Origin of the sequence: Micromonospora sp. NPDC048894 (assembly GCF_040649765.1) — a bacterium.
In the GTDB taxonomy this organism is placed as follows: Bacteria; Actinomycetota; Actinomycetes; order Mycobacteriales; family Micromonosporaceae; genus Micromonospora; species Micromonospora antibiotica.
In genome coordinates this window covers 41,105-63,405 of sequence record NZ_JBEZFY010000009.1, presented here as the reverse complement: position 1 = coordinate 63,405, position 22,301 = coordinate 41,105, and the positions used below count along the sequence as shown (strand labels likewise).

The following is a 22,301-nucleotide window of genomic DNA, read 5'->3' as shown; positions in this document are numbered from 1 at the left end:
GCTCGGGCAGACCCCGGGGAGCACGGACAGCTACCCTTGTACGGTGACGCTACGCCTGTATGACACCGCCACCCGATCGGTGCGGGACTTCGTCCCGCGGGAATCCGGCAAGGTGGGGGTCTACCTGTGTGGTCTCACCCTCCAGGCCCCGCCGCACATCGGTCACCTTCGCTCCGGTGTCAACTACGACGTGTTGCGGCGCTGGCTGTCGGCCGCCGGCTTCGAGGTCACCTTCATCCGCAACGTGACCGACATCGACGACAAGGTCCTCGTCAAGGCGCAGGAGCAGGGCCGTCCGTTCTGGTCCATCGCGTACGCCAACGAGCTGGCGTTGGCCCGGTCCTACCGGGCGCTGAACGTGCTGCCGCCGACGTACGAGCCGCGGGCCACCGGGCACATCCCGGAGATGCACGAGCTGATCGCCCGGCTGATCGAGACCGGGCACGCCTACCCGGCCACCGACGGCTCCGGCGACGTCTACTTCGACGTGGCCTCCTGGCCGGCGTACGGGTCGCTGTCCGGTCAGTCGCCGGACGACATGCAGTCCGCCGGGGACGCCCCCGAGCGGGGCAAGCGGGACCCCCGGGACTTCGCGCTGTGGAAGGGCGTCAAGCCGGACGAGCCGGCCGACGCCTACTGGCCGTCCCCGTGGGGCCGGGGCCGCCCCGGCTGGCACATCGAGTGCTCGGCGATGTGCCAGCGTTACCTCGGGGCCGAGTTCGACATCCACGGCGGTGGGCTCGACCTGATCTTCCCGCATCACGAGAACGAGATCGCCCAGTCGCAGGCCGCCGGGCTGCCCTTCGCCCGCTGGTGGGTGCACCACGGGCTGCTCAGCATCGGCGGCGCCAAGATGGGCAAGTCGCTCGGCAACGCCCTCGACCTGAGCTATGTCGACTCGCTCGGGGTGCGCCCGGTGGAGCTGCGTTACTACTACGCGGCGGCGCACTACCGGTCCCGGATCGACTACTCGGAGGACGCGCTGCGCGAGGCGGCGGTGGCCTACCGGCGGATCGAGGGGTTCGTCCAGCGGGCCGTCGAGCGGGTCGGCCCGGGGCAGTTCGGGGAGCTGCCGGCGGCTTACGTCGCCGCGATGGACGACGACCTCAACACCTCCGCCGCACTGGCCGTCCTCCAGGCGACGCTGCGTGACGGCAACACCGCGCTGGCCGAGGGGGACGATGTGACCGTCCGCACCACCCTCGCCGCCACCCGGGCGATGCTGGATATCCTCGGTGTGGACCCCCTCGACCCGGCCTGGGCCGGCGGCGGCCGTGCCGACGACCTGCGCGGCGTGGTGGACTCCCTGATCGCGCTGGCCCTGGAGCAGCGCGCGCAGGCCCGCAGCCGTAAGGACTGGGCTGCCGCCGACGCTGTCCGCGACCAGCTCAAGCTGGCCGGCGTGGTCGTCGAGGACACCCCCCAGGGCCCCCGTTGGACTATTGGAGAGCAGGACTGATGGCCGGCAACTCGCAGCGCCGTGGCCGGCGACTGACGCCGAAGGCGGGTGCCCCCAAGGGCTCCGGTGGCAAGAACAAGGACTCCCTCGCGGGTCGGGGCAAGACCCTGCCCGCCGACGAGCGACCCTGGCACAAGGCGTACTCGGGCACCGAGAAGCTGCCCCAGCGCACCGCCTGGAAGCAGGACAAGGAGCGCAGGGCGGCGGTCGAGGAGGGCCGGGCCCCCAAGATCGGCCAGCCCGGCACCAAGGACACCACCTGGGGCAAGGGCACCCGGGGGATGGCCCCGGTCCGGGCCGGCGCGGGCGGTCGCGGTGGCGCGGGTACGGGTCGCGGTGGCGCAGGCGGTCGGGCCGGCGCGGGTACGGGCCGTGGTGGTCCCCGGGTCGCGCCGGGGCGTAAGTCGAACCCGTCCCGGGACACCCCGGAGCTGCTCGTCGGCCGGAACCCGGTGCTGGAGGCGTTGCGCGCCCAGGTGCCGGCGACCGCGCTGTATTCCGCGCAGGGCATCGACGCCGACGACCGGATCAACGAGATCACCCGGACGGCCGCCGACCGGGGCATCGCCATCCTGGAGATCAGCCGGGCCGAGCTGGACCGGATGACCGGCGGTGTGCTGCACCAGGGCGTCGGCCTCCAGGTGCCGCCGTTCGCCTACGAGACCTTCGAGGACCTGGTGGCCGTCGCGCTGGAGCAGGCTGCTCCGCTGCTGGTCGCGCTGGACGGGGTCACCGACCCGCGCAACCTGGGTGCGGTGATCCGGTCGGCTGCCGCGTTCGGTGCGCAGGGTGTCTTCGTACCCGAGCGTAGGGCCGCCGGGATCACCGCGACCGCCTGGCGGACCAGTGCCGGTGCGGCGGCGCGGGTGCCGGTCGCCCAGGTCACCAACCTGACCCGGTCGCTCAAGGCGTGCCAGGAGGCCGGCTTCATGGTGGTCGGCCTGGACGCCGACGGCGACACCGACCTGTACGACCTGGAGGCGGCCGTCGGTCCGCTGGTCGTGGTGGTCGGCTCCGAGGGGCGTGGCCTGTCCCGGCTGGTCGGGGAGACCTGCGACCTGACCGTCAGCATCCCGATGATCTCCGAAGTGGAGTCGCTGAACGCCAGCGTCGCCGCCGCCGTCACCCTCGCCGAGGTGGCCCGCCGCCGCGCTGCGGAAGGCTGACCGGCCGCTGGCACCGGTGCGACCCGGCCGCCGGCACCGGTACGAACCCGGCCGGGTAGACCGGCCGCTGGCTCCGGTGCGAACCCGGCCGGGTAGACCGGCCGCTGGCTCCGGTGCGAACCCGGCCGTCCCGGGGCGGTCACCCGCCGGCACGGCCGGGGGACGACAGACGAAGAAAGGGGCGGTCCGCCGAAGCGGACCGCCCCTTTCGCGTGGTGGAATCAGATGCGCTGGCCGGTGGCCGCGTTGAAGACGTGGTTGCGGCCGGCACGCGGCTTGACGAACACGGTGTCACCCATGTTCGGCATGGTCCGCCGGTCGGTGCGGACCACGAAACGCTCCTCGTGGCCCTCCAGCGCGGCGTGACCGTAGACGTTGGCGTCCGAGCCGAGGTCCTCGACCAGCTCGACCACGACCGGCATGCCGCCCTCGGTCGGGCTGACCAGGTCGCAGTCCTCCGGCCGGAAGCCGACGGTGACCTTGTCGTTGCCACCCTCGCCCCGGGCCGCCTCGACCTGCTCGCGGGTCAGCGGGATGTGCAGCTCGGCGAAGGCCGCGCCCCGCTCGTTGAGCGGAACGGTCTTGATGTTCATGGCGGGGGAGCCCATGAAACCGGCGACGAAGACGTTGGCCGGGGTGTCGTAGAGCGCCCGGGGGGTGTCCACCTGCTGCAGGACGCCGTCGAGCATGACCGCCACCCGGTGGCCCATGGTCATGGCCTCGACCTGGTCGTGGGTGACGTAGACCGTGGTGATGCCGAGCTTCGCCTGGAGCGAGGCGATCTGGGTACGGGTCTGCACGCGGAGCTTGGCGTCGAGGTTCGACAGCGGCTCGTCCATGAGGAAGACCTGCGGCTCGCGGACGATCGCCCGGCCCATCGCGACGCGCTGGCGCTGACCACCGGAGAGCGCCTTCGGCTTGCGGCTGAGGTACTCCTCCAGCTGGAGCAGGCCGGCGGCCTCCTTGACCCGACGGTCGATCTCGGCCTTGGGGGTCTTGCGCAGCTTGAGGGCGAACGCCATGTTCTCGTACACCGACATGTGCGGGTAGAGGGCGTAGTTCTGGAAGACCATCGCGATGTCGCGGGCCTTCGGCGGGAGGTGGGTGACGTCCCGCTCGTCGATGTAGATCGCGCCGTCGTCGACGTCCTCCAGGCCGGCGAGCATCCGCAGGCTGGTGGACTTGCCGCAACCCGACGGACCGACCAGGACGAGGAACTCCCCGTCGCCGATCTGGAGGTCGAGCTGGTTGACCGCGGGGCGTTCGGTGCCCGGGTAGATCCGGGAGGCCTTCGCGTACGTGACCGTAGCCATGGTGGTGCGCTTCCTTTCACCGGCAGGAACGTGCCGGACGATCCGAGTGAAGGAGCTGTCGGCACCCACGGTGCCGACCCACGGACCACCTCCGGGAGGCAGCCGCAGCCGACCCCGGGTGTCATCCGTGTCACTGCACGGTAAACGGGATTTCCAGCCGTGCCAAGACGGGATACATCGAGTGGGACGGACGGCATACGCATTTCGGTCAGGCGGGCACGGCCGGGCATCAATCCCCTCGCCTGACGGGCGTGCGGTACGCCGATTCGTCGGTGGGACGGGCAGAAGATTGACGTTTTCCATGCTCGGGGACCCTGCCGGCCGGGATTTCCCGACGTCAGTCGCTATGCTGACGTCGCACCACGCGCCCCTGTAGCTCAGCTGGCCAGAGCACTCGCCTTGTAAGCGAGATGTCGCCGGTTCGATCCCGGCCGGGGGCTCCAATTCCACAGCACGGCCGCCATTGGCGTTGCCGCCTGTCGATCCGTCGACACCCGCCGGGCACGCTCCTGCCGCCACCTCCGCCCTGCGTGACCGAATGGTCACTTCCGGTGGATGAATCGAGCTGGTTGAGTGGAAGGACCCACCCCACCGGCTGAGACGGGCTGCCTCATGATCCTTATCGCCCCGCGTCGACTGTGCACCATCCTCACCGCCGGTCTGCTGGCGGCGACGTTGCTCGCGCCCGGCGTCGCCATGGCCGCGCCGAGGACGGGCAGTGTCCCGGCCTGCCTGATGCATCCGCTGCCCCTGCCGGCCGGTGGGGGCCTGGCCTGGGACGCGATGTTCGTCGACCCGGCCGGCCGGTTCATCGTCGGCACCGGTCGGCGGGCCACCGACCAGGGGCAGGAGCCGGTGCTGGTGCGGTGGGACGGTCCCCGCGTCACCGTGTTGACGAGATCACCCGGGCTGCTGGTGGCCGTCAACCGGCACGGCGTCCTGGTCGGTGACAGCTCCACCGGTGCCGGCAACCGACCGTGGCGTTTCCGGGACGGCCGGGTGGAGTGGCTGCCCCTGCCGCCGAGCGGGATCGGCGGCTATGTCACGGCCGTCAACAGCCGGGGGGACATCGTCGGCTTCGGCGGCTACCTGGAGGAGCCGGTGACCCTGCGCTGGCCGGTCGACCGGCCGGACACCGTCGAGGTTCTCGAGCCCGGCGGCCTCCCGGTGGCGATCCTCGACGACGGCACCATCGTCGGCGAGGTCCCCGGCGAGGAGGACCGTTCGTCGCACGGTCCCGGAGCGCACGGTCCCGGAGTGCGTGGTCCCGGTGCGCGTGGTGCCGGCGGGGAGCGCGGGGTCGCCCCGCCGCCCGTCGCCTGGGTGCGTCGTCCCGACGGACGGGTCGACCGGCTCACCGCGCCCGGCGCGGTGAAGTCGACGGTGCGGGTGGCCCGGGGGAACTGGGCGGTCGGCCAGGTCGCCGACACGGCGGACGGGCAGTACGGGCAGATGGTGCGCTGGGACCTGCGCACCGGGGTGGCGACGCCGGTCAGACCGGGACTGATCGCAATGACGGGCGTCAACGCATCCGGTGGACTGCTCTCCGACTCGGTGGTCGATCACCTTGACCGTCGGGTGCCGCTGCGCAGCGTCGTCTCGGACCCGGTGACCCGCGTCGTCGCCGAGGCGATCGCCGACAACGGTCTGGTCGTCGGCCGGGCCGCCGGCCGGCAGGTCTCCTTCCCGGTCCGGTGGAGCGGCTGCTGAGCGGTCCGGATCTCCGCAGGACGCATCGTCGCCGGTCGCGGCGGGGCCCCGCCGGTCGGTCCGGCTGGGTAGCCTGGTCGGCGCGGGGCTAGGACGACGGGCGGGGGCCGATGAGTCGTGCGGTGGAGCAGTCGAACCGGGCCATGTTGCGGGCCCGGGACGCGATGGACCGGGCGTACGCCGAACCACTGGACATCCCGGCGCTGGCCCGGATCGCGCTGGTCTCCGAGGCGCACTTCATCCGCACCTTCCGGGCCACCTTCGGCGAGACCCCGCACCGCTACCTGCAACGACGTCGGGTGGAACGGGCGATGTCGATGCTGGTGGAGACCGACTGGGACGTCACCGAGATCTGTTACGCCGTCGGGTTCAGCAGTCTCGGCTCGTTCAGCCGTACCTTCCGGCAGATCGTCGGCGAGTCGCCCACCGGATACCGCAGCAGCCGGTCGGCGGGCGACGGGCCGGTGCCGAGTTGCTTCGCCAAGGCCTGGACCAGGCCCAGCAGTTTTGGATAAGCAGCAGGTCAGGGGCCTGGCATAGCGTTCCCGGCATGACGATGAACGCGATCACCCGGTCCCAGCTCTACGTCCTCGACCAGGACGAGGCGCTCGACTTCTATGTCGGCAAGCTGGGCTTCGAGGTCAATACCGACCAGGATCTGGGCTTCATGCGGTGGCTGACGGTCAACGTGCCCGGCGATCCGCAGCGGGAGGTGCTGCTGGAGAAGCCCGGCCCGCCCGCGCTGGACCCGGCGACCGCCGAGCAGGTCCGGGAGCTGCTGACCAAGGGCGCGATCGGCGGGTGGCTGAGCATCACCACCGACGACGCCCACAAGACGTACGAGGATCTGGTCGGCAAGGGCGTCGACATCACCGACGAGCCGACCGAGCGCCCGTACGGCATCGACTTCGGCATCCGGGACCCGTTCGGCAACCGGATCCGCATCGGCCAGATGTTCCCCCGGGCCTGAGGGCGGCGTGGTCGGGAAGCGCGGGTTACGCTCGCGCCTCCCGAGCCTGACGAGGTGGCGACGGGTGTGCGGCTGCTCTACCTGGCCCGGCACGGCGAGCAGGAGGGTCGTGCGGCCGACGGTGGGCGCTGCGCCCGGGGCCGCCGGAATACCGGGTGTGGGTGGCGGGGCCGGCGGCTACCGTCGCCCGATGACCACGCCGAGTTTTCCCGATCTGCCGAAGTGTGAGTTCGCCTTTCCCGGTCCGCTGCGCGACCAGCTCGTCGCCGCCGTGCTCAGCGGGGAGAAGACCTCCACCACCGGGCTGCTCCAGGATTACGAGCGTGACGGTGAGCCGTTGCCCGTCGTGGGTGACCGGGCGGTGGTGGTCGACTCCGCCGACCGTCCGGTCGCGGTGATCGAGTTGACCGAGGTACGGCTGGTCCGGCTCGGTGACGTCGACCTCGATCACGCCCGGGACGAGGGCGAGGGGTACGACTCGGTGGCGGCCTGGCGGGCCGGCCATGAGGGGTACTGGCACGGGTCGGACTATCTGGGCTGGCTCGGTGACCCCGGGTTCCGGGTGGACGACGACACCGTCGCCGTGGCCGAGCGTTTCCGGGTGGTCGGGTGAGGCTGGCCGGTCAGCCGGTGGGCTGTTCCAGCTCGTCGCGTACCGCCAGGAAGTCCTCCTTGCGGTCGGGCTGCTTGGTGGCGGTCAGGAAAACCACCACCCCGGCGATCTCCGGGTCGGCCCAGGCGCAGGCGGTGAGATGACCCTCGTCGGCGGTCCGGCCCCGCCCGCAGCGGGCCTCGCCGCCGAACCGGCCGAACTCCACCGTCCTGAGCTTCGGAATCCGGTACGGCTTGAGTAGTCGGGCCAGGGTGGCCTGCGGGTCGGTGATCCGGCCCGAGACGGCGCTCACGATGATCGTCTCGGGGCCGTTCCGGCCCCGGCCGTACGTTCTCTCGACGGTGCTGGTGGCCGGGCTGGCCTCCTGGGCCAACTCGTTCAGCCGGAACCGGGGCAGTCCGGCCGGCAGCGGGGCACCCGAGCGGGGCAGACCGAGCAGGGTGTCCGGGGTCCGCAGCGTCCGTGCCGCCGCTGTCGGGGCGGGGTCCGCCGGCTGCCCGGCGTCGGCCACCGCGCAACCGGAGACCAGGACGGCGGCGACCACCGCCGGCAGCACCCCGGCCGGGCCGACCGGTCGACGCGGGCCGGCCTGGTGGCGCACCTCGGCCGGGCCGACCGGTCGACGCGCACCGGCCGGGCTGGCCGGGCGGCGCGGATCGGCCGGGTCGAGCGGGCGGCGCGGACCGGCGGGTCGTCTCTTCGGCACAACGCTCCTCGCGGGAATCGGAGCGGGTAGGTTATCCGACCAGTGTCGCCCCGGTTTGTCGTCGGTCCCCCGATTTCACGGTGGGCGGTTCTCCGGTCCGGGGCGGCGGAATCGGGTGTGGTCGGGCACCGCACCCGGGGTCGGGTGCGGTGCCCGCTCGGAGGGTCGACGGCCACCGCGTCGGTGGTCAGCCGGTCGTGGTGGTCTTCAGCAGCAGGGCGGCCAGTTGGGGTGCGGCGGCCGGCGGTTGCGGACCGCTCGGGCAGTCGGACCACTCGACGATGCGGGTCCCGACGGTGAGTTGGTAGGAGTAGGTGTCCGCGCAGCGGCCGTCGGGCGGGCCGCCGCGGCTGCGGGTGGCCGGGCCGGTGAGCGTCCGGAGCTGGTCGAGCTGTGCCGGGGTGAGCTGGCCGGTACGGGTCGTGCCGGCCCGGTCGGTCGTGGTCCACCGACCGTCGGGCTCGACGGTCACCGTGTCGCGGTTCCCGGCGAAACCTCCGGAGCGGGTCAGGGTGACCCGGTCGACGGTGGTGGCGGACCCGGTGCCCCCGGGGCCCCGCGTGGTGCCGGCCTCGGTCGTCGCGCCCGGGGTGACGCCACCGGCCGCGGCGGTCGGAGCGGCGGGGGTGGTGGTGGTCGGGGTGCCGGGGGTGGTGGCCGTCCCGGTGGGGGCGGTGGACGGCGTCGCGGGTGAGCCCGGGTCACTCGCTGAGCAGCCGGTCAGCAGGCCGAGGGAAACCGTGATCGTGGTCAGGACCAGGGCGGATGATCTCATGCCGTTCCGACGCGCATCGACGTCAATCGGTTCCCTGGGCAAGGTGCCTCCTCCGTTCGGCCAGTGTCGTGTCATGGAACCGTTCCATCCCTTCTCTTTTCTTCGATGTATCGCTATATCTACATGCGTGACCACCCCCGTCACATCTTTCCCTTGCCAGGAGGGCACGTGAAAAGACCCCTCGCCGCCGTCAGCACAGCTCTGCTCACCAGCGGATTGCTGACCTGCGTCGCCACCGCAGCGCAGGCGGCCCCGGCCGCCCCCGCTCCGGACACCGCCCCTGCCGCCCGCGCCGAGAGTCTGCTGCGCAGCAACCCCGGTGCCGTGCAGGGCGCCAGCGGAGAGGCCTACCAGGCCGTCCGCACCAAGGTCGACGCCAACGGCGCCGCGCACGTCCGCTACACCCGCACCTACCAGGGTCTGCGGGTGTACGGCGGTGACTTCGTCATCCACACCGCGCCCAACGGGACCCTCGCCGGCACCTCGGTCGGCCTGTCCGCTCCGCTCGCCCTGGGCACCACCGCCAAGATCAGCCCGGCGGCGGCCAAGGCGACGGCCCGCAAGGCGTTCTCCGGCAAGATCACCGAGGTGGGTACGCCGGAACTGTTCGTCGACGCCACCTCCGGTAAGGGCCGGCTCGCCTGGGAGACCGTGCTGTCCGGCTGGAAGGCCGACCAGCAGACCCCGTCGAAGCTGCACGTCATCACCGACGCCAGCACCGGCCGGGTCATCGGCGCGCACGACGAGATCGAGTCCGTGGTCGGCAGCGGCCAGGGCATCTACACCGGCTCGGTCAGCATCGACACCACGCTCTCCGGCAGCACCTACCAGATGATCGACCCGTCGCACGGCAACGGCCGCACCTGCGACATGAACAACGGCACCAGCACCTGCACCACGTTCACCGACGCCGACAACGCCTGGGGCGACGGCACCAACACCAACCGGCAGTCCGCCGGCGTCGACGCCCACTTCGGTGCGGCCAAGACGTTCGACTACTTCAAGAACGTGCACGGCCGCAACGGCATCTTCGGCAACGGCACGGGTGTGCCCAGCCGGGTGCACTACGGCCGCAACTACGTCAACGCCTTCTGGGACGGCGCCCAGATGACCTACGGCGACGGCGCCAGCAACTCCCGGCCGCTGGTCTCCCTCGACGTGGCCGGCCACGAGATGAGCCACGGCGTCACCGAGGCCGTCTCCGGCCTGGTCTACTCCGGCGAGTCGGGCGGCCTCAACGAGGCCACCAGCGACATCTTCGGCAACATGGTCGAGTTCTACGCCGCCGCGCCGAGCGACCCGGGCGACTACCAGGTCGGCGAGAAGATCAACATCAACGGCAACGGCACCCCGCTGCGCTACATGTACAACCCGTCGCTGGACGGCTCGTCCGACTCGTGCTGGAGCACCAGCACCAAGAACAAGGACGTGCACTACTCCTCCGGCGTCGGCAACCACTTCTTCTTCAACCTCGCCGAGGGCACCGGTGCCACGTCGTACGGCACCTCGCCGGTCTGCGGCTCCGCCCCGGCGGTCACCGGCATCGGCCGGGAGAAGGCCGAGAAGATCTGGTTCCGCGCCCTGGACGTGTACTTCACCTCCAACACGTCGTACGTCAACACCAGCACCCCGGCCAACACCGCCCGCGCGTACAGCCTCAAGGCGGCGACCGACCTGTACGGCAGCTGCTCCACGGAGTACAAGGCCGTCCAGGCGGCGTGGACCGCGGTCAACGTCGCCGGCAGCGACGCCCCCTGCTCCTCCACCGGTAACGACTTCTCCGTCTCGCTCTCCCCGACCTCCGGTTCGGTGACCGCGGGCGGTTCGGTCGCCACCACCGTCGCCACCGCGACCACCAGCGGCACCGCGCAGACCGTGACGTTCTCCGCGTCCGGCCTGCCGACCGGCGCGACCGCGTCGTTCAGCCCGGCCTCGGTGACCTCGGGCGCCTCGTCGACCCTGACCATCGCCACCTCGGCCAGCACCCCGGCCGGCAGCTACCCGGTGACGGTCACCGGCACCGGCGCGGTGGCCCACTCGGCCAGCTACACGCTGATCGTGAGCAGCGTCGGTGGCAGCTGCACCGCCGGCCAGCTCCTGGGCAACCCCGGCTTCGAGTCGGGCAACACGGTCTGGGCGGCCAGCACGGGCGTCATCGGGCAGAACGGCACCAGCCAGCCCACCCACGGTGGCACCTGGAACGCCTGGCTGGGCGGCACCGGTGGCACCCTGACCGAGACGCTCTCCCAGTCGGTGAGCGTGCCGGCCGGCTGCTCGACGTACAACTTCAGCTTCTGGCTGCACATCGACACCCGGGAGGTCAGCTCCACCACCGCGTACGACAAGCTGACCGTGCAGGTGCTCAACTCCTCCGGCACCGTGCTGGCGACCCTGGCGACCTACTCGAACCTGAACAAGGCCACCGGGTACACCCAGCGCTCGTTCTCGCTGGCCGCGTACGCCGGCCAGAGCGTGACCCTGAAGTTCACCGGCACCGAGGACGCCTCGCTGCGGACGTCCTTCGTGGTCGACGACACCGCGCTCGACGTCTCCTGACCTGATCGTCGTGCCAGCGGGCCCGACGGCCACCCCTCCCGGGTGGTCGTCGGGCCCGCGCCGTTATGGTCGCCGCACCGACGCGGCACGTGCCGGTGCGGCGACGAGAGGGGTGGTGGCGGTGTCGGACGCGGAGTTGACCGTCGGGGTGACCGGCGCGGTGGCGACGGTGACGATCCGGAACCCGGGCCGGCGCAACGCGATGACCCCGGCCATGTGGCGTCGGCTGCCGGTGCTGCTGGACGGGCTGGAGTCCGACCCGGCCGTGCGCGCCCTGGTGCTCACCGGTGCCGACGGGGCGTTCTGCGCCGGTGCCGACCTCGGCACCCTCGACGAGCTGCTGGACGAGCACGGGGACGCGGGCATCGCGGTCGCCGCCGAGGAGCGGTTGGCGGCGTTCGCCAAGCCCACCGTCGCGGCGGTGCAGGGCCCCTGTGTGGGTGGTGGTTGTCTGCTCGCGGTCGCCTGTGACCTGCGGATCATCGCCCCGGACGCCCGTTTCGGGGTGCCGCCGGCCCGGCTCGGGCTGGTCTATCCGGCACCCAGCACCCGACGGTTGACCCGGCTCGTCGGCCCGTCCACGGCCAAGTTCCTGATCTTCACCGCCGAGTTGATCGACGCCGAACGGGCGCTGCGGGTCGGCCTGGCCGACGAGGTGGCCGACGACCTGACCGGCCGGGTCACCGCGATCACCGCCGCCATCGCCGCGCGCTCCCAGCTCAGCGTCGCCGCCGCCAAGGAGATCATCGACGACCGGGCCGGACCGGCCAGGATCGCCTGGTGGCACCGCAAGGTGCAGGACAGCGGCGAGGCCCGGGAGGGCGTCGCCGCCCACCACGAACGCCGCCCACCCGACTTCCCCTGGTCTCCGACGGGCGTTCACTGACCGTCAGTCACCCCGACTGCCAACGGCGGGTGGTGAGGCCGGTGGGATGGTGAGGGCCGGCGGGCGTCGCGCCGGGGCGTACCCGACGCGACCCCCTGTGCCCGCCGGCCGGTCCCGTCACCGCCCGGCGAGGCTCGCCCAGCTCGGCGTCGCCGGCTCCCGCCGCAGCGGCATGCCGGCCTCGGCCGGCGTCCGGTCCCCCTTACGCTGGTTGCACCCGTAGCAGGCGGCGGTGGTGTTCCGCCAGGTGTTCCGGCCGCCGCGCGAGCGGGGCAGCACGTGGTCCACGGTGCCGGCCAGCCCGCCGCAGTACGCGCACCGCCCACCGTCGCGGCGCAACACCCCCGCCCGGGACCAGGCCGGCCCGGCGCTGAACCGCCAACGGGTGACGACGTACCGGACGAGGCGGACCACCCGGGGGACGGGGAAGACCCCGATCACCCGGTCCGGCTCGGCCTCGTGGATCTCGGCGACCCGACGGCACAGCATCCGGATCGCATGTTGGACGGTGACCCGGTGCAGCGGGCCGAGGTCGGCGTTGATGACGAGGACGGCGTCCACCGGGCTCTCCCCTCACGGTCGGCAGTCGATCGGTCTGTCGGGCCGGTCGGCGGGGCCGCCCGTCCGGAGTGGGACCGGGTCGGACGGGCCCACTGCCGGGTCCTGGTGTCGGCCCCGGACGACGAAGGCCGCCCGGTCCTCAGGTGGGACGGGGCGGCCGGCGCGTACGGGCACGCGTCAGTCGGGATTCCCGTCCCGGGGGTGTTCGGCTCGGTAACCGTCGATGGGTAGCGTCGACCACGCGCTGGTGTGGTGCGGCGACGTCATGGCGTGCTCCCGGTTCGACTGGTTGACCTTGCGCGGACCACGGTAGGCGTGGCGCTGAGGGCGGGCAACGCATTTCGATGCCCAGGCTGCTCCAGGCCCCGCACCCGACGCGGGTCGACCGGAGCCCCGCCCTGCTGCCACCCCGCCGTGGGGCGGCCGCGCGCCCACGCGGCGACCCCGCCGACGGCTACGGGCAGGTCGACCGGGCGGTGCCGGGGCGGCCATGTGCAGACCGGTCGATGCCGTGGGCAGGTTACGAGCGGACCGACCAGACGGTGACGTCGACCGAGGCCGGCTGCGCCTGGTAGCGGTTGTGGTCGATCCGGACGTAGTTGACCACCGTCGGGTCGCCCGGGTCCGGCTGGCAGTAGGTGACCGGGGTGGGTTCGAGCTGTTCGAGGTCGATGCTCGAATACCGCTGCGCCTTCGGGTTGCGGCAGCCCTCATAGCTGAGGTCGGTCGGGTCGTCGGTCCAGTTGTAGAGGGCGAGCTGGTGGTCCTTCCCCTGGAAGATCAGGGTGCCCGCACCGGTGCCCTTCGCCAGTCGGGGCTTCGGCAGGAAGTAGACCGAGTCCCCGTCGAGCAGCTTCCAGTGCGGCGCGTCCTTCGGCGGCACCCAGTCCGGCCCGACCGGCCCGGGGGTGGGCGCCGGCCGGGTCGTGGGGGTCGGGCCGGGGCCGGCCGTGGGCCCGTCCGGCCCGGGGGTCGGGATCGCCGGGGTGGTGGTGGGCGTCGCCCCGGACGGATCGACGGTGGGTGTCGGCCCGACCGGGGTCGCCGTGACGCTGGGGTCGGCCGACGAGGCGTCGACGGAGGTCGTGGGGGAGGCGCTGCGCGCGTCCGGCGTGCGGTCCGTCGGCCAGGAGAACACGGCCACCGTACCGACGATCACCAGCAGCAGCGCGGCGATCCCCGCCGGCAGCCGCCAGCGTCGCCAGCGGCGGCGCAACCCCGGTGCCGACGCAGTGGCGTCTGCTCCGGTCGGTGCGTCGGACGCGGGCGGGGTCGGCCCCGGCGGCAGGGCGGCGGCGTCCGCCGCCGCCCGGGACAGCCGTGGGTCGATCGCGCTGAACAGGGACAACAGCCCGAGCGCGCTCGCGGCGAAGACGCCGGCCAGGCCCACCAGGGCATTGGCCTTGTCGACCCCGATCCGCCAGGCCAGCACCGCCACCCCGATGGCGGCCACGGTGAGCAACGTGTAGGCCTTTCGCGGTCCCGTCATGCGAATCATGGTGGCCGGGGGCGACGGGACACGGTGTCGGGTAGGCGACGCTGCGTGCTCGCCGGGTGACATCGGGACCTTCGGCCGACCGGAGGCACCCGGGACGGCGTGACGACGGGACCTTTGGCCACCGTCGGACGGGTCCTTGCGCCCCACCGCCGAGACGGCCGTCGATGGATGCTGAGGGTGTCCGAGACGCCGCCAACCGCCGAGGTGAAACATGTCGACCGAACTCGCCACCACGATCGACGCCCTGGTCGCCGCCGGCCTCAAAGCCCTGGCCGACTACGACCGGTACGACCAGGAGCAGATCGACCACATCGTCCGCAAGGCGTCGGTGGCCGCGCTGGACCGGCACGCCGCCCTCGCCCAGCTCGCCGTCGCCGAGACCGGTCGGGGGGTGTTCGAGGACAAGGCGGTGAAGAACATCTTCGCCTGCGAACACGTCACGCACAGCATGGCGAAGACCCGTACCGTCGGGGTGATCAGTCGGGACGAGATCAGCGGCATCGTCGAGATCGCCGACCCGGTGGGCGTGGTCGCCGGGATCACCCCGGTCACCAACCCCACCTCGACCACCATCTTCAAGGCGCTGCTGGCGCTCAAGACCCGCAACCCGATCATCTTCGCCTTCCACCCGGCGGCGCAGCGGTGCAGCGTCGAGGCAGCCCGCACGGTACGCGACGCGGCGGTCGCCGCCGGAGCGCCCGAGCACTGCATACAGTGGATCGAGGAGCCGTCGGTCGAGGCGACCACCGCGCTGATGCACCACCCCGGGGTCGCCACCATCCTCGCCACCGGCGGCAACGCCATGGTCCGGGCCGCCTACTCGGCGGGGAAGCCGGCGCTCGGTGTGGGCGCGGGCAACGTGCCGGCCTGGATCGAGGCGAGCGCCAAGCTCAAGCGCGCGGTCAACGACATCGTGCTGTCCAAGTCGTTCGACAACGGCATGATCTGCGCCTCCGAGCAGGCCGTCATCCTCGACGCGGCGATCCACGACGCCGCCATCGACGAGTTCCGCACCCTGCACGCCCACCTGGCGACCCCGGCGGAGAAGGAGAAGCTGGAGGCGCTGCTTTTCCCCGCCGGGAAGCTCAACCCCGACGTGGTGGGCCGGACGGCCGCCTGGATCGCCGACGCCGCCGGGATCACCGTCGCCCCGGACACCTCGATCATCCTGGTCGCGGTCGACCGGGTCGGCCCCGACGAGCCGCTGACCCGGGAGAAGCTCTGCCCGGTGCTGGCCGTGCTGCGCGCCGACAGCCGCGAGCAGGGCCTACGGTACGCCGAGCAGATGGTCGAGTTCCACGGGCTCGGGCACAGCGCGGTCATCCACACCGCCGACGAGGAGCTGGTGGAGGAGTTCGGCCGCCGGGTCAAGGCAGTCAGGATCATCTGGAACTCGCCGGCCTCGCAGGGCGGCATCGGCGACATGTACAACGCGTTCCTGCCGTCGCTGACGCTGGGCTGCGGCAGCTACGGGCGTACCTCGGTGTCGGACAACGTCTCGGCGGTGAACCTGCTCAACATCAAGCGGATCGGCCGGCGGAACAACAACATGCAGTGGTTCAAGGTCCCGTCGAAGATCTTCTTCGAGGCGAACGCGATCCGCTACCTCGCCGAGATGCCCGACGTGCACCGGGTCACCGTGGTCACCGACGCCACCATGACCCGGCTCGGCTTCGTCGACCGGATCAACCGGGTGCTGCAACGCCGCCCCGAGCGGATCGCCCTCCAGATCATCGACGACGTGGAACCCGAGCCGAGCGTCGACACCGTCGACCGGGGGGCCGCGCTGATGCGGGCCTTCCGCCCCGACACCATCGTCGCCCTCGGCGGCGGCTCGGCGATGGACGCGGCCAAGGTGATGTGGCTGCGCTACGAGCACCCGGACGTGGTCTTCGACGACATGCGGGAGAAGTTCTTCGACATCCGCAAGCGCGCCTTCACCTTCCCCACCCTCGGCGCGCTGGCCCGGCTGGTCTGCGTACCGACCACGTCGGGCACGGGCGCGGAGGTGACCCCGTTCGCGGTGATCACCGACCACCGGACCGGCAAGAAGTACCCGCTGGCCGACTACGCGCTCACCCCGACCGTGGCGATCGTCGACTCGGTGCTGACCGCCAGCATGCCGGCGACCATCGCCGCCGACAGCGGCTTCGACGCCCTCACCCACGCCATCGAGGCGTACGTGTCGGTGTACGCGAACGACTTCACCGACGGGCTCGCCCTGCACGCCATCCGGCTGATCTTCGCCAACCTGGAACGGGCGGTGGTCGACGCCGACCCCGAGGCGCGGGAACGGATGCACAACGCGGGCACCATCGCCGGGATGGCGTTCGGCAGCGCCTTCCTCGGCATCGTGCACGCCATGTCGCACACCCTCGGCGCGACGTTCCACATCGCCCACGGCCGGACCAACGCGGTGCTGCTGCCGCACGTGATCCGCTACAACGGCACCGTCCCGGCGAAGCTGTCCGGCTGGCCGCGTTACGAGAGCTACCGGGCCCCGGAACGGTTCGCCGACATCGCCAACCTGCTCGGCCTGCCGGCGGGCACCCCGGCGCAAGGGGTGGCGTCGCTGGCCGAGGCGGTGGAACGGCTGCGCGACGCGGTCGGCATCGAACCGTCGTTCGCCGCGATCGGTGTCGACCGGGCGGCGTTCGAGGCGGCGCTGCCACAGCAGGCCCTCAACGCCTACGAGGACCAGTGCGCCCCGGCGAACCCCCGGATGCCGATGCTCGACGACATGCAGCAGCTCATGCGGGACGCCTACCAGGGCACGTCGCGCTGACCGGGTGGCCCGACAGCCCGCCCGGCCAGGGGACCGGGCGGGTTCGGCGGGCGGTTCACTTCCCGGCGAGCAGTCCCCGGGGGCGGATCGAGCGGACCGGCTCGGTGGCGGCCCCGGCGGCGCGCAGGATGTGGTTGGCGGCGATGATCCCGGTCGCCGCCGACCGTTCCATCAACGCGCTGGGGAAGTCGGTGCCGATGCCGTCCCCGGCCAGGTAGAGGCCCTCGGCGTCGGTGCGTACCCCCGGCCGGCCGGGGTGGCTGCCCGGGGTGAACGCCGGGGCCTGCGCCTCGACCCGGGCGCGCAGCTCACGGACGCCCAACCCGGCGACCTCCGGCCAGAGCGTGACCAGTTCGGTGCGCATCCGTTCGGCCAGCTCCTCGGCCGGCACCCCCTCGTCGCAGGCGTACGCGTGCAGCTCCACCACCGCGCCGCCGGTGCGTTGCGCCCAGCGCCGGGACTCGTTCTCCAACCGGTGGTAGAGGGTCACCGAGTCCAGGGTGGGCTGGCGGGACACCCCGCTGAACACCGCCCGGTCGGCCCGGACGTCCCCGTCGAGCCAGTACCGCGCCACCGCGTACGGCGGGCCGGGCCGACCGAACGCGGGCATCCGCGCCACCAGCTCGGGCGCCACCGCGACCAGGCCGGGGGAGGCGTCGACCAGCGCCGCCAACGCGGGCGGGTCGACGGCCAGCACCACCTGCCCGGCGGGGTGGACCGTGCCGTCGGCGGTGGTCACCCGCCAGCCGTCCGGCTCCCGGTCCAGCCGGGCGACCGCCGAAGCGGTGTGCACCCGGCCGCCGTGCTGCTCCACGTACCGGGTCAGTGGCTGCCAGATCGCCGTGGCGTAGTCCTCGTCGGGGCAGTCGAACGCCAACCCCTCCGGGTTGCCCAGCAGATAGAAGTGGAACTGGGCGATCATCTCGGCGGCCGACATCTCGGTCTCGTGGTTGAAGAACGAGTGCGAGAAGACCTCGAACAGCATCGCCCGCGCCCGGTCCGGCAGCTTCAGCGAGGCGAGCAGCGCGTCGGCGGTGGTGTCGTCGAACTCGGCGTAGGTGCGCACCGGGTCGTAGCTGAGCAGCGGCAGCGCGGCGTCCCGGTCCATGGTGCGCAGGTCGGCCAGGCGCAGGCTGGGGCTGCGCAGCAGTAACGCGAGCAGGTTGGCCGGCGGGGCCGGGGGCAGCCGGCCGAACTCCTCGGTGGGCCACTGCGCGGACAGGATCGGATAGCCGGGGATCGGCTTGAGGAAACCGAGCGTCGGATCGACCCGCCGCAGGATCGACCGCCAGTTGTAGTACTGCCGGAAGAACGCGTGGAAGCCGTGCTCGTTGACCTGGCTGCCGTCGGCGAGCGCCTCCGGCCACGCGCCGAGCCGGCCACCCAGCGTCGGCGCGGCCTCCAGCACCGTCACGTCCACCCCGCGTTCGGCGAGCACCACCGCCGCCGACATGCCGGCGATCCCGCCGCCCACCACCACGGCCGTGGTCGGCCGGACCACCCGGGGGGCGCCACCCCCGCCCGGGTCCACCACATGCTCGCGTACGCCGATGAGCCGGCCCAGCTTCTGCGACAGCGCCATGTGCACCTTCCGACCCGAGGGACCCCCAGTCTGCCCGACCAGGCCCGATCCGGCCCGGTCAGGACGGTGCGGCACCGCCACCGGAGGCGTCGGCGGGTCGGCTGGCGGCGGCGAGCGGGGGACGGTCGGACGGCGGCCAGACGTACTCCAGATCGGACGGCACGTCGCCGAACTGCGGGCGGTAGTGCTCCGGGTCCTTGCGCAGCAGCGCCGACCGGTGGCTGCGGTGCAGGTCCTCACGACCCAGCCAGGGTGGCAACTCACCGGCGGCGGCCAGCTCGGCCTGGCTGCGGACCCGGCCGTCGCCCCGGGCGGCGGTCAGGTCGGTGACCAGGGTCGACGCGCAGGTGTCCGCCCGGCCCGCCGCCGACCAGACCGCGCACACGTCCAGCCCGTACCGGGTCAGCGCCTCCTCGTAGCCGGCCCACATCTTCACCGCCGGGTGGTTGCGCCAGCCGTACCCCGGCCGGGTCAGCCCGCGCAGCACCTGGAGCGCCTCCACCCGCTGCTTGCCCAGCCGCCGCTGGTCGAGGGACCGCGCGCTGGCCAGAAAGTCCGGGTACGGCAGGAACGTCTGCACGCCCGCTGCTCTACCCGCCGCCACGCCCACCATGCCTGCCTGACCGATCGGTACCGTCCGGTGCGCGCACCAGGGCTGCGTCCCCGGCGACCGGCTGGCTACCATCCGGGCATGGCCGAACCCCTGCGGGACCGGGCCCGGCGCGCGACCGGCTGGCGGTTACGGATGAACGGCGACACCCGTCCGCACTACGTGGTCTGCGGCAACGACCCGCTGGCGTACTGGGTGGTCCGGGCGCTGCTCGGCACCGAGCTGGCCCACGGCCGGGTGCGGATCACCCTGGTGGTGCCGGAGCGCCGCCGCTCGGAGGGCCCCGACGGGCGGGACGTCGACGGGGTGCAGGTGATCCGGGCCGACCGGCTCGACGAGGCCACCTTCCACCGGGCCGGCCTGGCCGGGGCGGACGGGTTGGCCCTGCTGCACCAGGACGACGTGGGCAACATGCACGCCGCGCTCTGCGCGCAGGAGGTGGAGCCCCGGCTGCGCCTGGTGGTCCGGATGTTCAACACCAGCCTCGCCAACGGCCTGCGGCAGCTCTTCCCCGACTCGGCGGTCCTCTCCGACGCCTCGATGGCCGCCCCGGCGTTCGTCGCCGCCGCCCTCGGTGAGGTGGCCCCGACCCACTTCCGGCACGGCGGTCGCACGCTCTACGTGGCCCGCCGCGCCGACGTCCGCCCCGCCGACGTGGTCTGCGGGTTGGCCGTCACCACCGATCCGGACCTGGTCCGGGTGCTGCCCGCCGACGAGAAGGCCGCCGACGTGGTGCTCGCCGAGGCGACCGGGCAGCCCGCCGGCACCGAGCTGGCGGCCCGCCGGCTGGTCCGGGCCCGACGTCGCCGCCGACCCCTGGCGGTGCTGCTGCGGGCGGTCCGCAGCTTCGCCACCCGCAAGATCGGCATCGCGGTGCTGACCCTGCTCGGGGTGATCGCCCTGCTCGGCTGGCTCAACGCCCGTGCGGTCGCGGTGAGCTGGACGGAGGCGCTCTACCTGACCCTGGTCACCACGCTCAGCGGCCAGGACCCGGACGTCACCAAACCGGCCGCCGCCCAGATCATGCAGGTGGTGCTCAACCTGGCCGGGCTGGCGCTGATCCCGCTGATCACCGCCGTGGTGGTCGACGGCATCGTCAACGCCCGGCTGGCCCTGCACGCCGGGCGCATCCAGCCGGAACGCGCCGGGCACGTGGTGGTCGTCGGGCTGGGCAACATCGGTACCCGGGTGATGGCGCAACTGCACGACTTCGGCGTCGAGGTGGTGGCGATCGACCGCAGTGCCGAGGCGCGGGGTGCGGCGCTGGCCCGGCGGCTGGGCGTACCGCTGATCGTCGGGGACGCCGCCCGGGAGGAGACGTTGCTCTCGGCCTCGGTGGAACACTGCCAGGCGCTGGTGGTGGTCTCCACCGACGACGGGGTCAACCTGCGGGCCGCGCTCAACGGCCGGGCGCTCAACCCGGAGCTGCGGGTGGTGCTGCGGCTCTTCGACGGCGACTTCGCCGAACGCATCCAGCGGGCGTTCGGCATCGGCATCTCACGCAGCGTGTCCTACCTGGCCGCCCCGTCCTTCGCCGCCGCCCTGCTGGACCGGGCGGTCATCGCCACCATCCCGGTCGACCGGCACGCCCTGCTGGTGGTGGAGGTGCCGGTGGTGGCCGGTGCCGCGCTGGACGGCCGCCCGCTCGGCGCGGTGGCCCGCCCCGGCGAGGTGCGCCTGCTGGCCCATTCCCGGGTCGGGCAGAAGACCGACTGGCGGGCGGACCCCCGGATGGTGATCTCGGCGGGGGACCGGCTGACCGTGGTGGCCCGCCGGGCCGGGCTGGCCGCCCTGCTCCGCGAGACCACCCCGCCGCCACCGGCCCCGCCGCCGTCCGCCGGGGTGCCGGCCTCGCGTGATCCGCAGGAGTGACTAGCGGGGGCGCAGGGCGTACCAGAGCGCGCCGAGGGCGAGCACCCCGAAACCGGCGAGGACGCTGGCGGCCGGCAGGTTGACCGCGAGCAGCAGGCAGCCGACCAGCCCCAGCGCGGCGAGCGCCCGGACGGGCACCCGTCGGGTCGGGTCCGGGCCCAGGGTCCACGCGGCGGCGTTGGTGATCGCGTAGTAGACCAGCACCGTGCAGCTGGAGAAGCCGATCGCGCCCCGGACGTCGCCGAGCGCCACCACCGCGACCACCACGGCGGCCACGGTCAGCTCCGCGCGGTGCGGGACGGAGTGCACCGGGTGTACGGCGGCCAGCGCCCCCGGCACGTCCCGGCGGCGGGCCATCGCCAGCAGGGTGCGACCCACCCCGGCGAGCAGGGAGAGCAGCACCCCGGTCACCGCCACCGTGGCCCCGGCCCGGACCACCCAGGCCAGGCCGGGCAGCCCCGCGACGGTCACCACGTCGGCCAGCGGCGCGACGGAGGCGGCCAGCCGGTCGGGGCCGAGCACGCCGACGGCGACCACGGCGAGGACCAGGTAGACCGCCAGCACCACCCCGAGGGCCAGCGGCACCGCCCGGGGGATCGTGCGGGCCGGGTCGCGGACCTCCTCACCGAGGGTGGCGATCCGGGCGTACCCGGCGAAGGCGAAGAAGAGCAGCCCGGCGGCGGTGAGCACGCCCCGGGCCGTACCGCCGCCCTCGGCGAGCCGGTCGAACCGGACGTCCCCGGCGGTCAGGCCGGTCACCGCGACCAGGGCCAGCACCGCCAGCACCACGCCCACCAGCACCTTCGTGGCGGCGACCGTGCGGGTGACGCCGCGCAGGTTCACCCCGGTCACCGCGAGCACCGCGCCGACCGCGACCAGCCGGGCCTGCCCCGGCCACAGGTACGCCCCGATGGTCAACGCCATCGCCGCGCAGCTCGCCGTCTTGCCGACCACGAAACCCCAACCGGCGAGGAACCCGGCGAACGGGCCGAGGCGCTCCCGGCCGTAGACGTAGCTGCCGCCCGATTCCGGGTAGCGGGCCGCCAGCCGGGCCGAACTGGTCGCGTTGCAGTAGGCGACGAACCCGGCCAGCGCCAGCGCCACCAGCAGCCCGGCCCCACCGGCTGCGGCGGCGGCCGGGGCGAAGACCACGAACACGCCCGCGCCGAGCATCGCCCCGAGCCCGACCACCACCGCATCGGGTACGCCCAACCGCCGGCTCAGTCGATCCACCAGCGC

18 protein-coding genes and 1 tRNA gene are annotated in these 22,301 nt (G+C 72.9%); 11 read left to right on the top strand and 8 right to left on the bottom strand.

The genetic code is table 11. The annotated features are described in order from the left end of the window. Positions 1-43 precede the first annotated feature (43 nt). Together cysS and rlmB are read left to right on the top strand one after the other, a co-directional pair. The gene (gene cysS, locus AB0C22_RS20425; protein ID WP_219465014.1) at positions 44-1,459 is read left to right on the top strand and encodes a cysteine--tRNA ligase; all 1,416 of its coding nucleotides are present in this window, start codon (positions 44-46) and stop codon (positions 1,457-1,459) included. Then, complete coding sequence (gene rlmB / locus AB0C22_RS20420) at positions 1,459-2,625, top strand: 23S rRNA (guanosine(2251)-2'-O)-methyltransferase RlmB (RefSeq protein ID WP_219465013.1); 1,167 nt, start codon at positions 1,459-1,461, stop codon at positions 2,623-2,625. The genes cysS and rlmB overlap by 1 nt, the downstream gene beginning before the upstream one ends. Before the next feature lie 221 nt (positions 2,626-2,846). On the opposite strand, the gene ugpC is transcribed toward rlmB, so the two are convergent. Beyond that, complete coding sequence (gene ugpC / locus AB0C22_RS20415; protein WP_219465011.1) at positions 2,847-3,938, bottom strand: sn-glycerol-3-phosphate ABC transporter ATP-binding protein UgpC; 1,092 nt, start codon at positions 3,936-3,938, stop codon at positions 2,847-2,849. Between the two features lie 366 nt (positions 3,939-4,304). Between ugpC and AB0C22_RS20410 the strand changes: the two genes are divergently transcribed. The 5 genes from AB0C22_RS20410 (at position 4,305) to AB0C22_RS20390 (ending at position 7,231) form a co-directional block, all read left to right on the top strand. Further along, a tRNA-Thr gene (locus AB0C22_RS20410) sits at positions 4,305-4,381 on the top strand. A 169-nt stretch (positions 4,382-4,550) separates the two neighbouring features. After that, entirely contained in the window at positions 4,551-5,648 is a 1,098-nt protein-coding gene (locus AB0C22_RS20405) for a hypothetical protein (protein WP_219465009.1), read from the top strand. Positions 5,649-5,770: 122 nt separating this feature from the next. After that, the gene (locus AB0C22_RS20400) at positions 5,771-6,163 is read left to right on the top strand and encodes an AraC family transcriptional regulator (RefSeq protein WP_357536419.1); all 393 of its coding nucleotides are present in this window, start codon (positions 5,771-5,773) and stop codon (positions 6,161-6,163) included. Positions 6,164-6,198: 35 nt separating this feature from the next. Beyond that, entirely contained in the window at positions 6,199-6,618 is a 420-nt protein-coding gene (locus AB0C22_RS20395; RefSeq protein ID WP_091247537.1) for a VOC family protein, read from the top strand. A gap of 190 nt (positions 6,619-6,808) precedes the next feature. Beyond that, a complete protein-coding gene (locus AB0C22_RS20390) occupies positions 6,809-7,231 on the top strand; it encodes an ASCH domain-containing protein (protein WP_219465006.1) in 423 nt (140 codons plus the stop codon). Between the two features lie 10 nt (positions 7,232-7,241). On the opposite strand, the gene AB0C22_RS20385 is transcribed toward AB0C22_RS20390, so the two are convergent. Further along, on the bottom strand, positions 7,242-7,937 hold the full coding sequence (locus tag AB0C22_RS20385) for a hypothetical protein (RefSeq protein WP_357536416.1): 696 nt from the start codon (positions 7,935-7,937) through the stop codon (positions 7,242-7,244). Positions 7,938-8,124: 187 nt separating this feature from the next. Next, a complete protein-coding gene (locus AB0C22_RS20380) occupies positions 8,125-8,712 on the bottom strand; it encodes a hypothetical protein (RefSeq protein WP_357536414.1) in 588 nt (195 codons plus the stop codon). Positions 8,713-8,880: 168 nt separating this feature from the next. Between AB0C22_RS20380 and AB0C22_RS20375 the strand changes: the two genes are divergently transcribed. Next, entirely contained in the window at positions 8,881-11,268 is a 2,388-nt protein-coding gene (locus AB0C22_RS20375) for a M4 family metallopeptidase (RefSeq protein ID WP_357536412.1), read from the top strand. 115 nt (positions 11,269-11,383) lie between these two features. Continuing rightward, entirely contained in the window at positions 11,384-12,154 is a 771-nt protein-coding gene (locus tag AB0C22_RS20370) for an enoyl-CoA hydratase/isomerase family protein (RefSeq protein WP_357536410.1), read from the top strand. A 117-nt stretch (positions 12,155-12,271) separates the two neighbouring features. Here AB0C22_RS20370 and AB0C22_RS20365 read toward each other — a convergent pair whose 3' ends face one another. Together AB0C22_RS20365 and AB0C22_RS20360 are read right to left on the bottom strand one after the other, a co-directional pair. Next, entirely contained in the window at positions 12,272-12,715 is a 444-nt protein-coding gene (locus AB0C22_RS20365) for an HNH endonuclease (RefSeq protein WP_219464999.1), read from the bottom strand. A 520-nt stretch (positions 12,716-13,235) separates the two neighbouring features. Further along, positions 13,236-14,204 carry a hypothetical protein gene (locus AB0C22_RS20360; RefSeq protein ID WP_357536408.1) on the bottom strand — a complete coding sequence of 323 codons (969 nt, stop codon included), beginning with the start codon at positions 14,202-14,204 and terminating at the stop codon, positions 13,236-13,238. A gap of 220 nt (positions 14,205-14,424) precedes the next feature. On the opposite strand from AB0C22_RS20360, the gene adhE reads away from it, so the two are divergent. Further along, positions 14,425-16,998 carry a bifunctional acetaldehyde-CoA/alcohol dehydrogenase gene (gene adhE / locus AB0C22_RS20355; RefSeq protein WP_357536406.1) on the top strand — a complete coding sequence of 858 codons (2,574 nt, stop codon included), beginning with the start codon at positions 14,425-14,427 and terminating at the stop codon, positions 16,996-16,998. A 55-nt stretch (positions 16,999-17,053) separates the two neighbouring features. On the opposite strand, the gene AB0C22_RS20350 is transcribed toward adhE, so the two are convergent. Beyond that, positions 17,054-18,580, bottom strand: a complete 1,527-nt coding sequence (locus AB0C22_RS20350; RefSeq protein WP_219464993.1) for an FAD-dependent oxidoreductase — start codon at positions 18,578-18,580, stop codon at positions 17,054-17,056. A gap of 58 nt (positions 18,581-18,638) precedes the next feature. Beyond that, the gene (locus tag AB0C22_RS20345) at positions 18,639-19,160 is read right to left on the bottom strand and encodes an MSMEG_6728 family protein (protein WP_357536403.1); all 522 of its coding nucleotides are present in this window, start codon (positions 19,158-19,160) and stop codon (positions 18,639-18,641) included. A 111-nt stretch (positions 19,161-19,271) separates the two neighbouring features. On the opposite strand from AB0C22_RS20345, the gene AB0C22_RS20340 reads away from it, so the two are divergent. Further along, positions 19,272-21,062, top strand: a complete 1,791-nt coding sequence (locus AB0C22_RS20340) for an NAD-binding protein (RefSeq protein WP_255597768.1) — start codon at positions 19,272-19,274, stop codon at positions 21,060-21,062. On the opposite strand, the gene AB0C22_RS20335 is transcribed toward AB0C22_RS20340, so the two are convergent. Then, positions 21,063-22,295, bottom strand: a complete 1,233-nt coding sequence (locus AB0C22_RS20335; protein WP_357536401.1) for an APC family permease — start codon at positions 22,293-22,295, stop codon at positions 21,063-21,065. Between the last annotated feature and the right edge of the window lie 6 nt (positions 22,296-22,301).

What these genes read in the sequence shown, in the direction of transcription:
- rlmB (WP_219465013.1), top strand. Translation starts at nt 1,459, where the DNA reads ATGGCCGGCAACTCGCAGCGCCGTGGCCGGCGACTGACGCCGAAGGCG.
- ugpC (WP_219465011.1), bottom strand. Translation starts at nt 3,938, where the DNA reads ATGGCTACGGTCACGTACGCGAAGGCCTCCCGGATCTACCCGGGCACC.
- AB0C22_RS20405 (WP_219465009.1), top strand. Translation starts at nt 4,551, where the DNA reads ATGATCCTTATCGCCCCGCGTCGACTGTGCACCATCCTCACCGCCGGT.
- AB0C22_RS20395 (WP_091247537.1), top strand. Translation starts at nt 6,199, where the DNA reads ATGACGATGAACGCGATCACCCGGTCCCAGCTCTACGTCCTCGACCAG.
- AB0C22_RS20390 (WP_219465006.1), top strand. Translation starts at nt 6,809, where the DNA reads ATGACCACGCCGAGTTTTCCCGATCTGCCGAAGTGTGAGTTCGCCTTT.
- AB0C22_RS20380 (WP_357536414.1), bottom strand. Translation starts at nt 8,712, where the DNA reads ATGAGATCATCCGCCCTGGTCCTGACCACGATCACGGTTTCCCTCGGC.
- AB0C22_RS20360 (WP_357536408.1), bottom strand. Translation starts at nt 14,204, where the DNA reads ATGACGGGACCGCGAAAGGCCTACACGTTGCTCACCGTGGCCGCCATC.
- adhE (WP_357536406.1), top strand. Translation starts at nt 14,425, where the DNA reads ATGTCGACCGAACTCGCCACCACGATCGACGCCCTGGTCGCCGCCGGC.
- AB0C22_RS20350 (WP_219464993.1), bottom strand. Translation starts at nt 18,580, where the DNA reads ATGGCGCTGTCGCAGAAGCTGGGCCGGCTCATCGGCGTACGCGAGCAT.
- AB0C22_RS20340 (WP_255597768.1), top strand. Translation starts at nt 19,272, where the DNA reads ATGGCCGAACCCCTGCGGGACCGGGCCCGGCGCGCGACCGGCTGGCGG.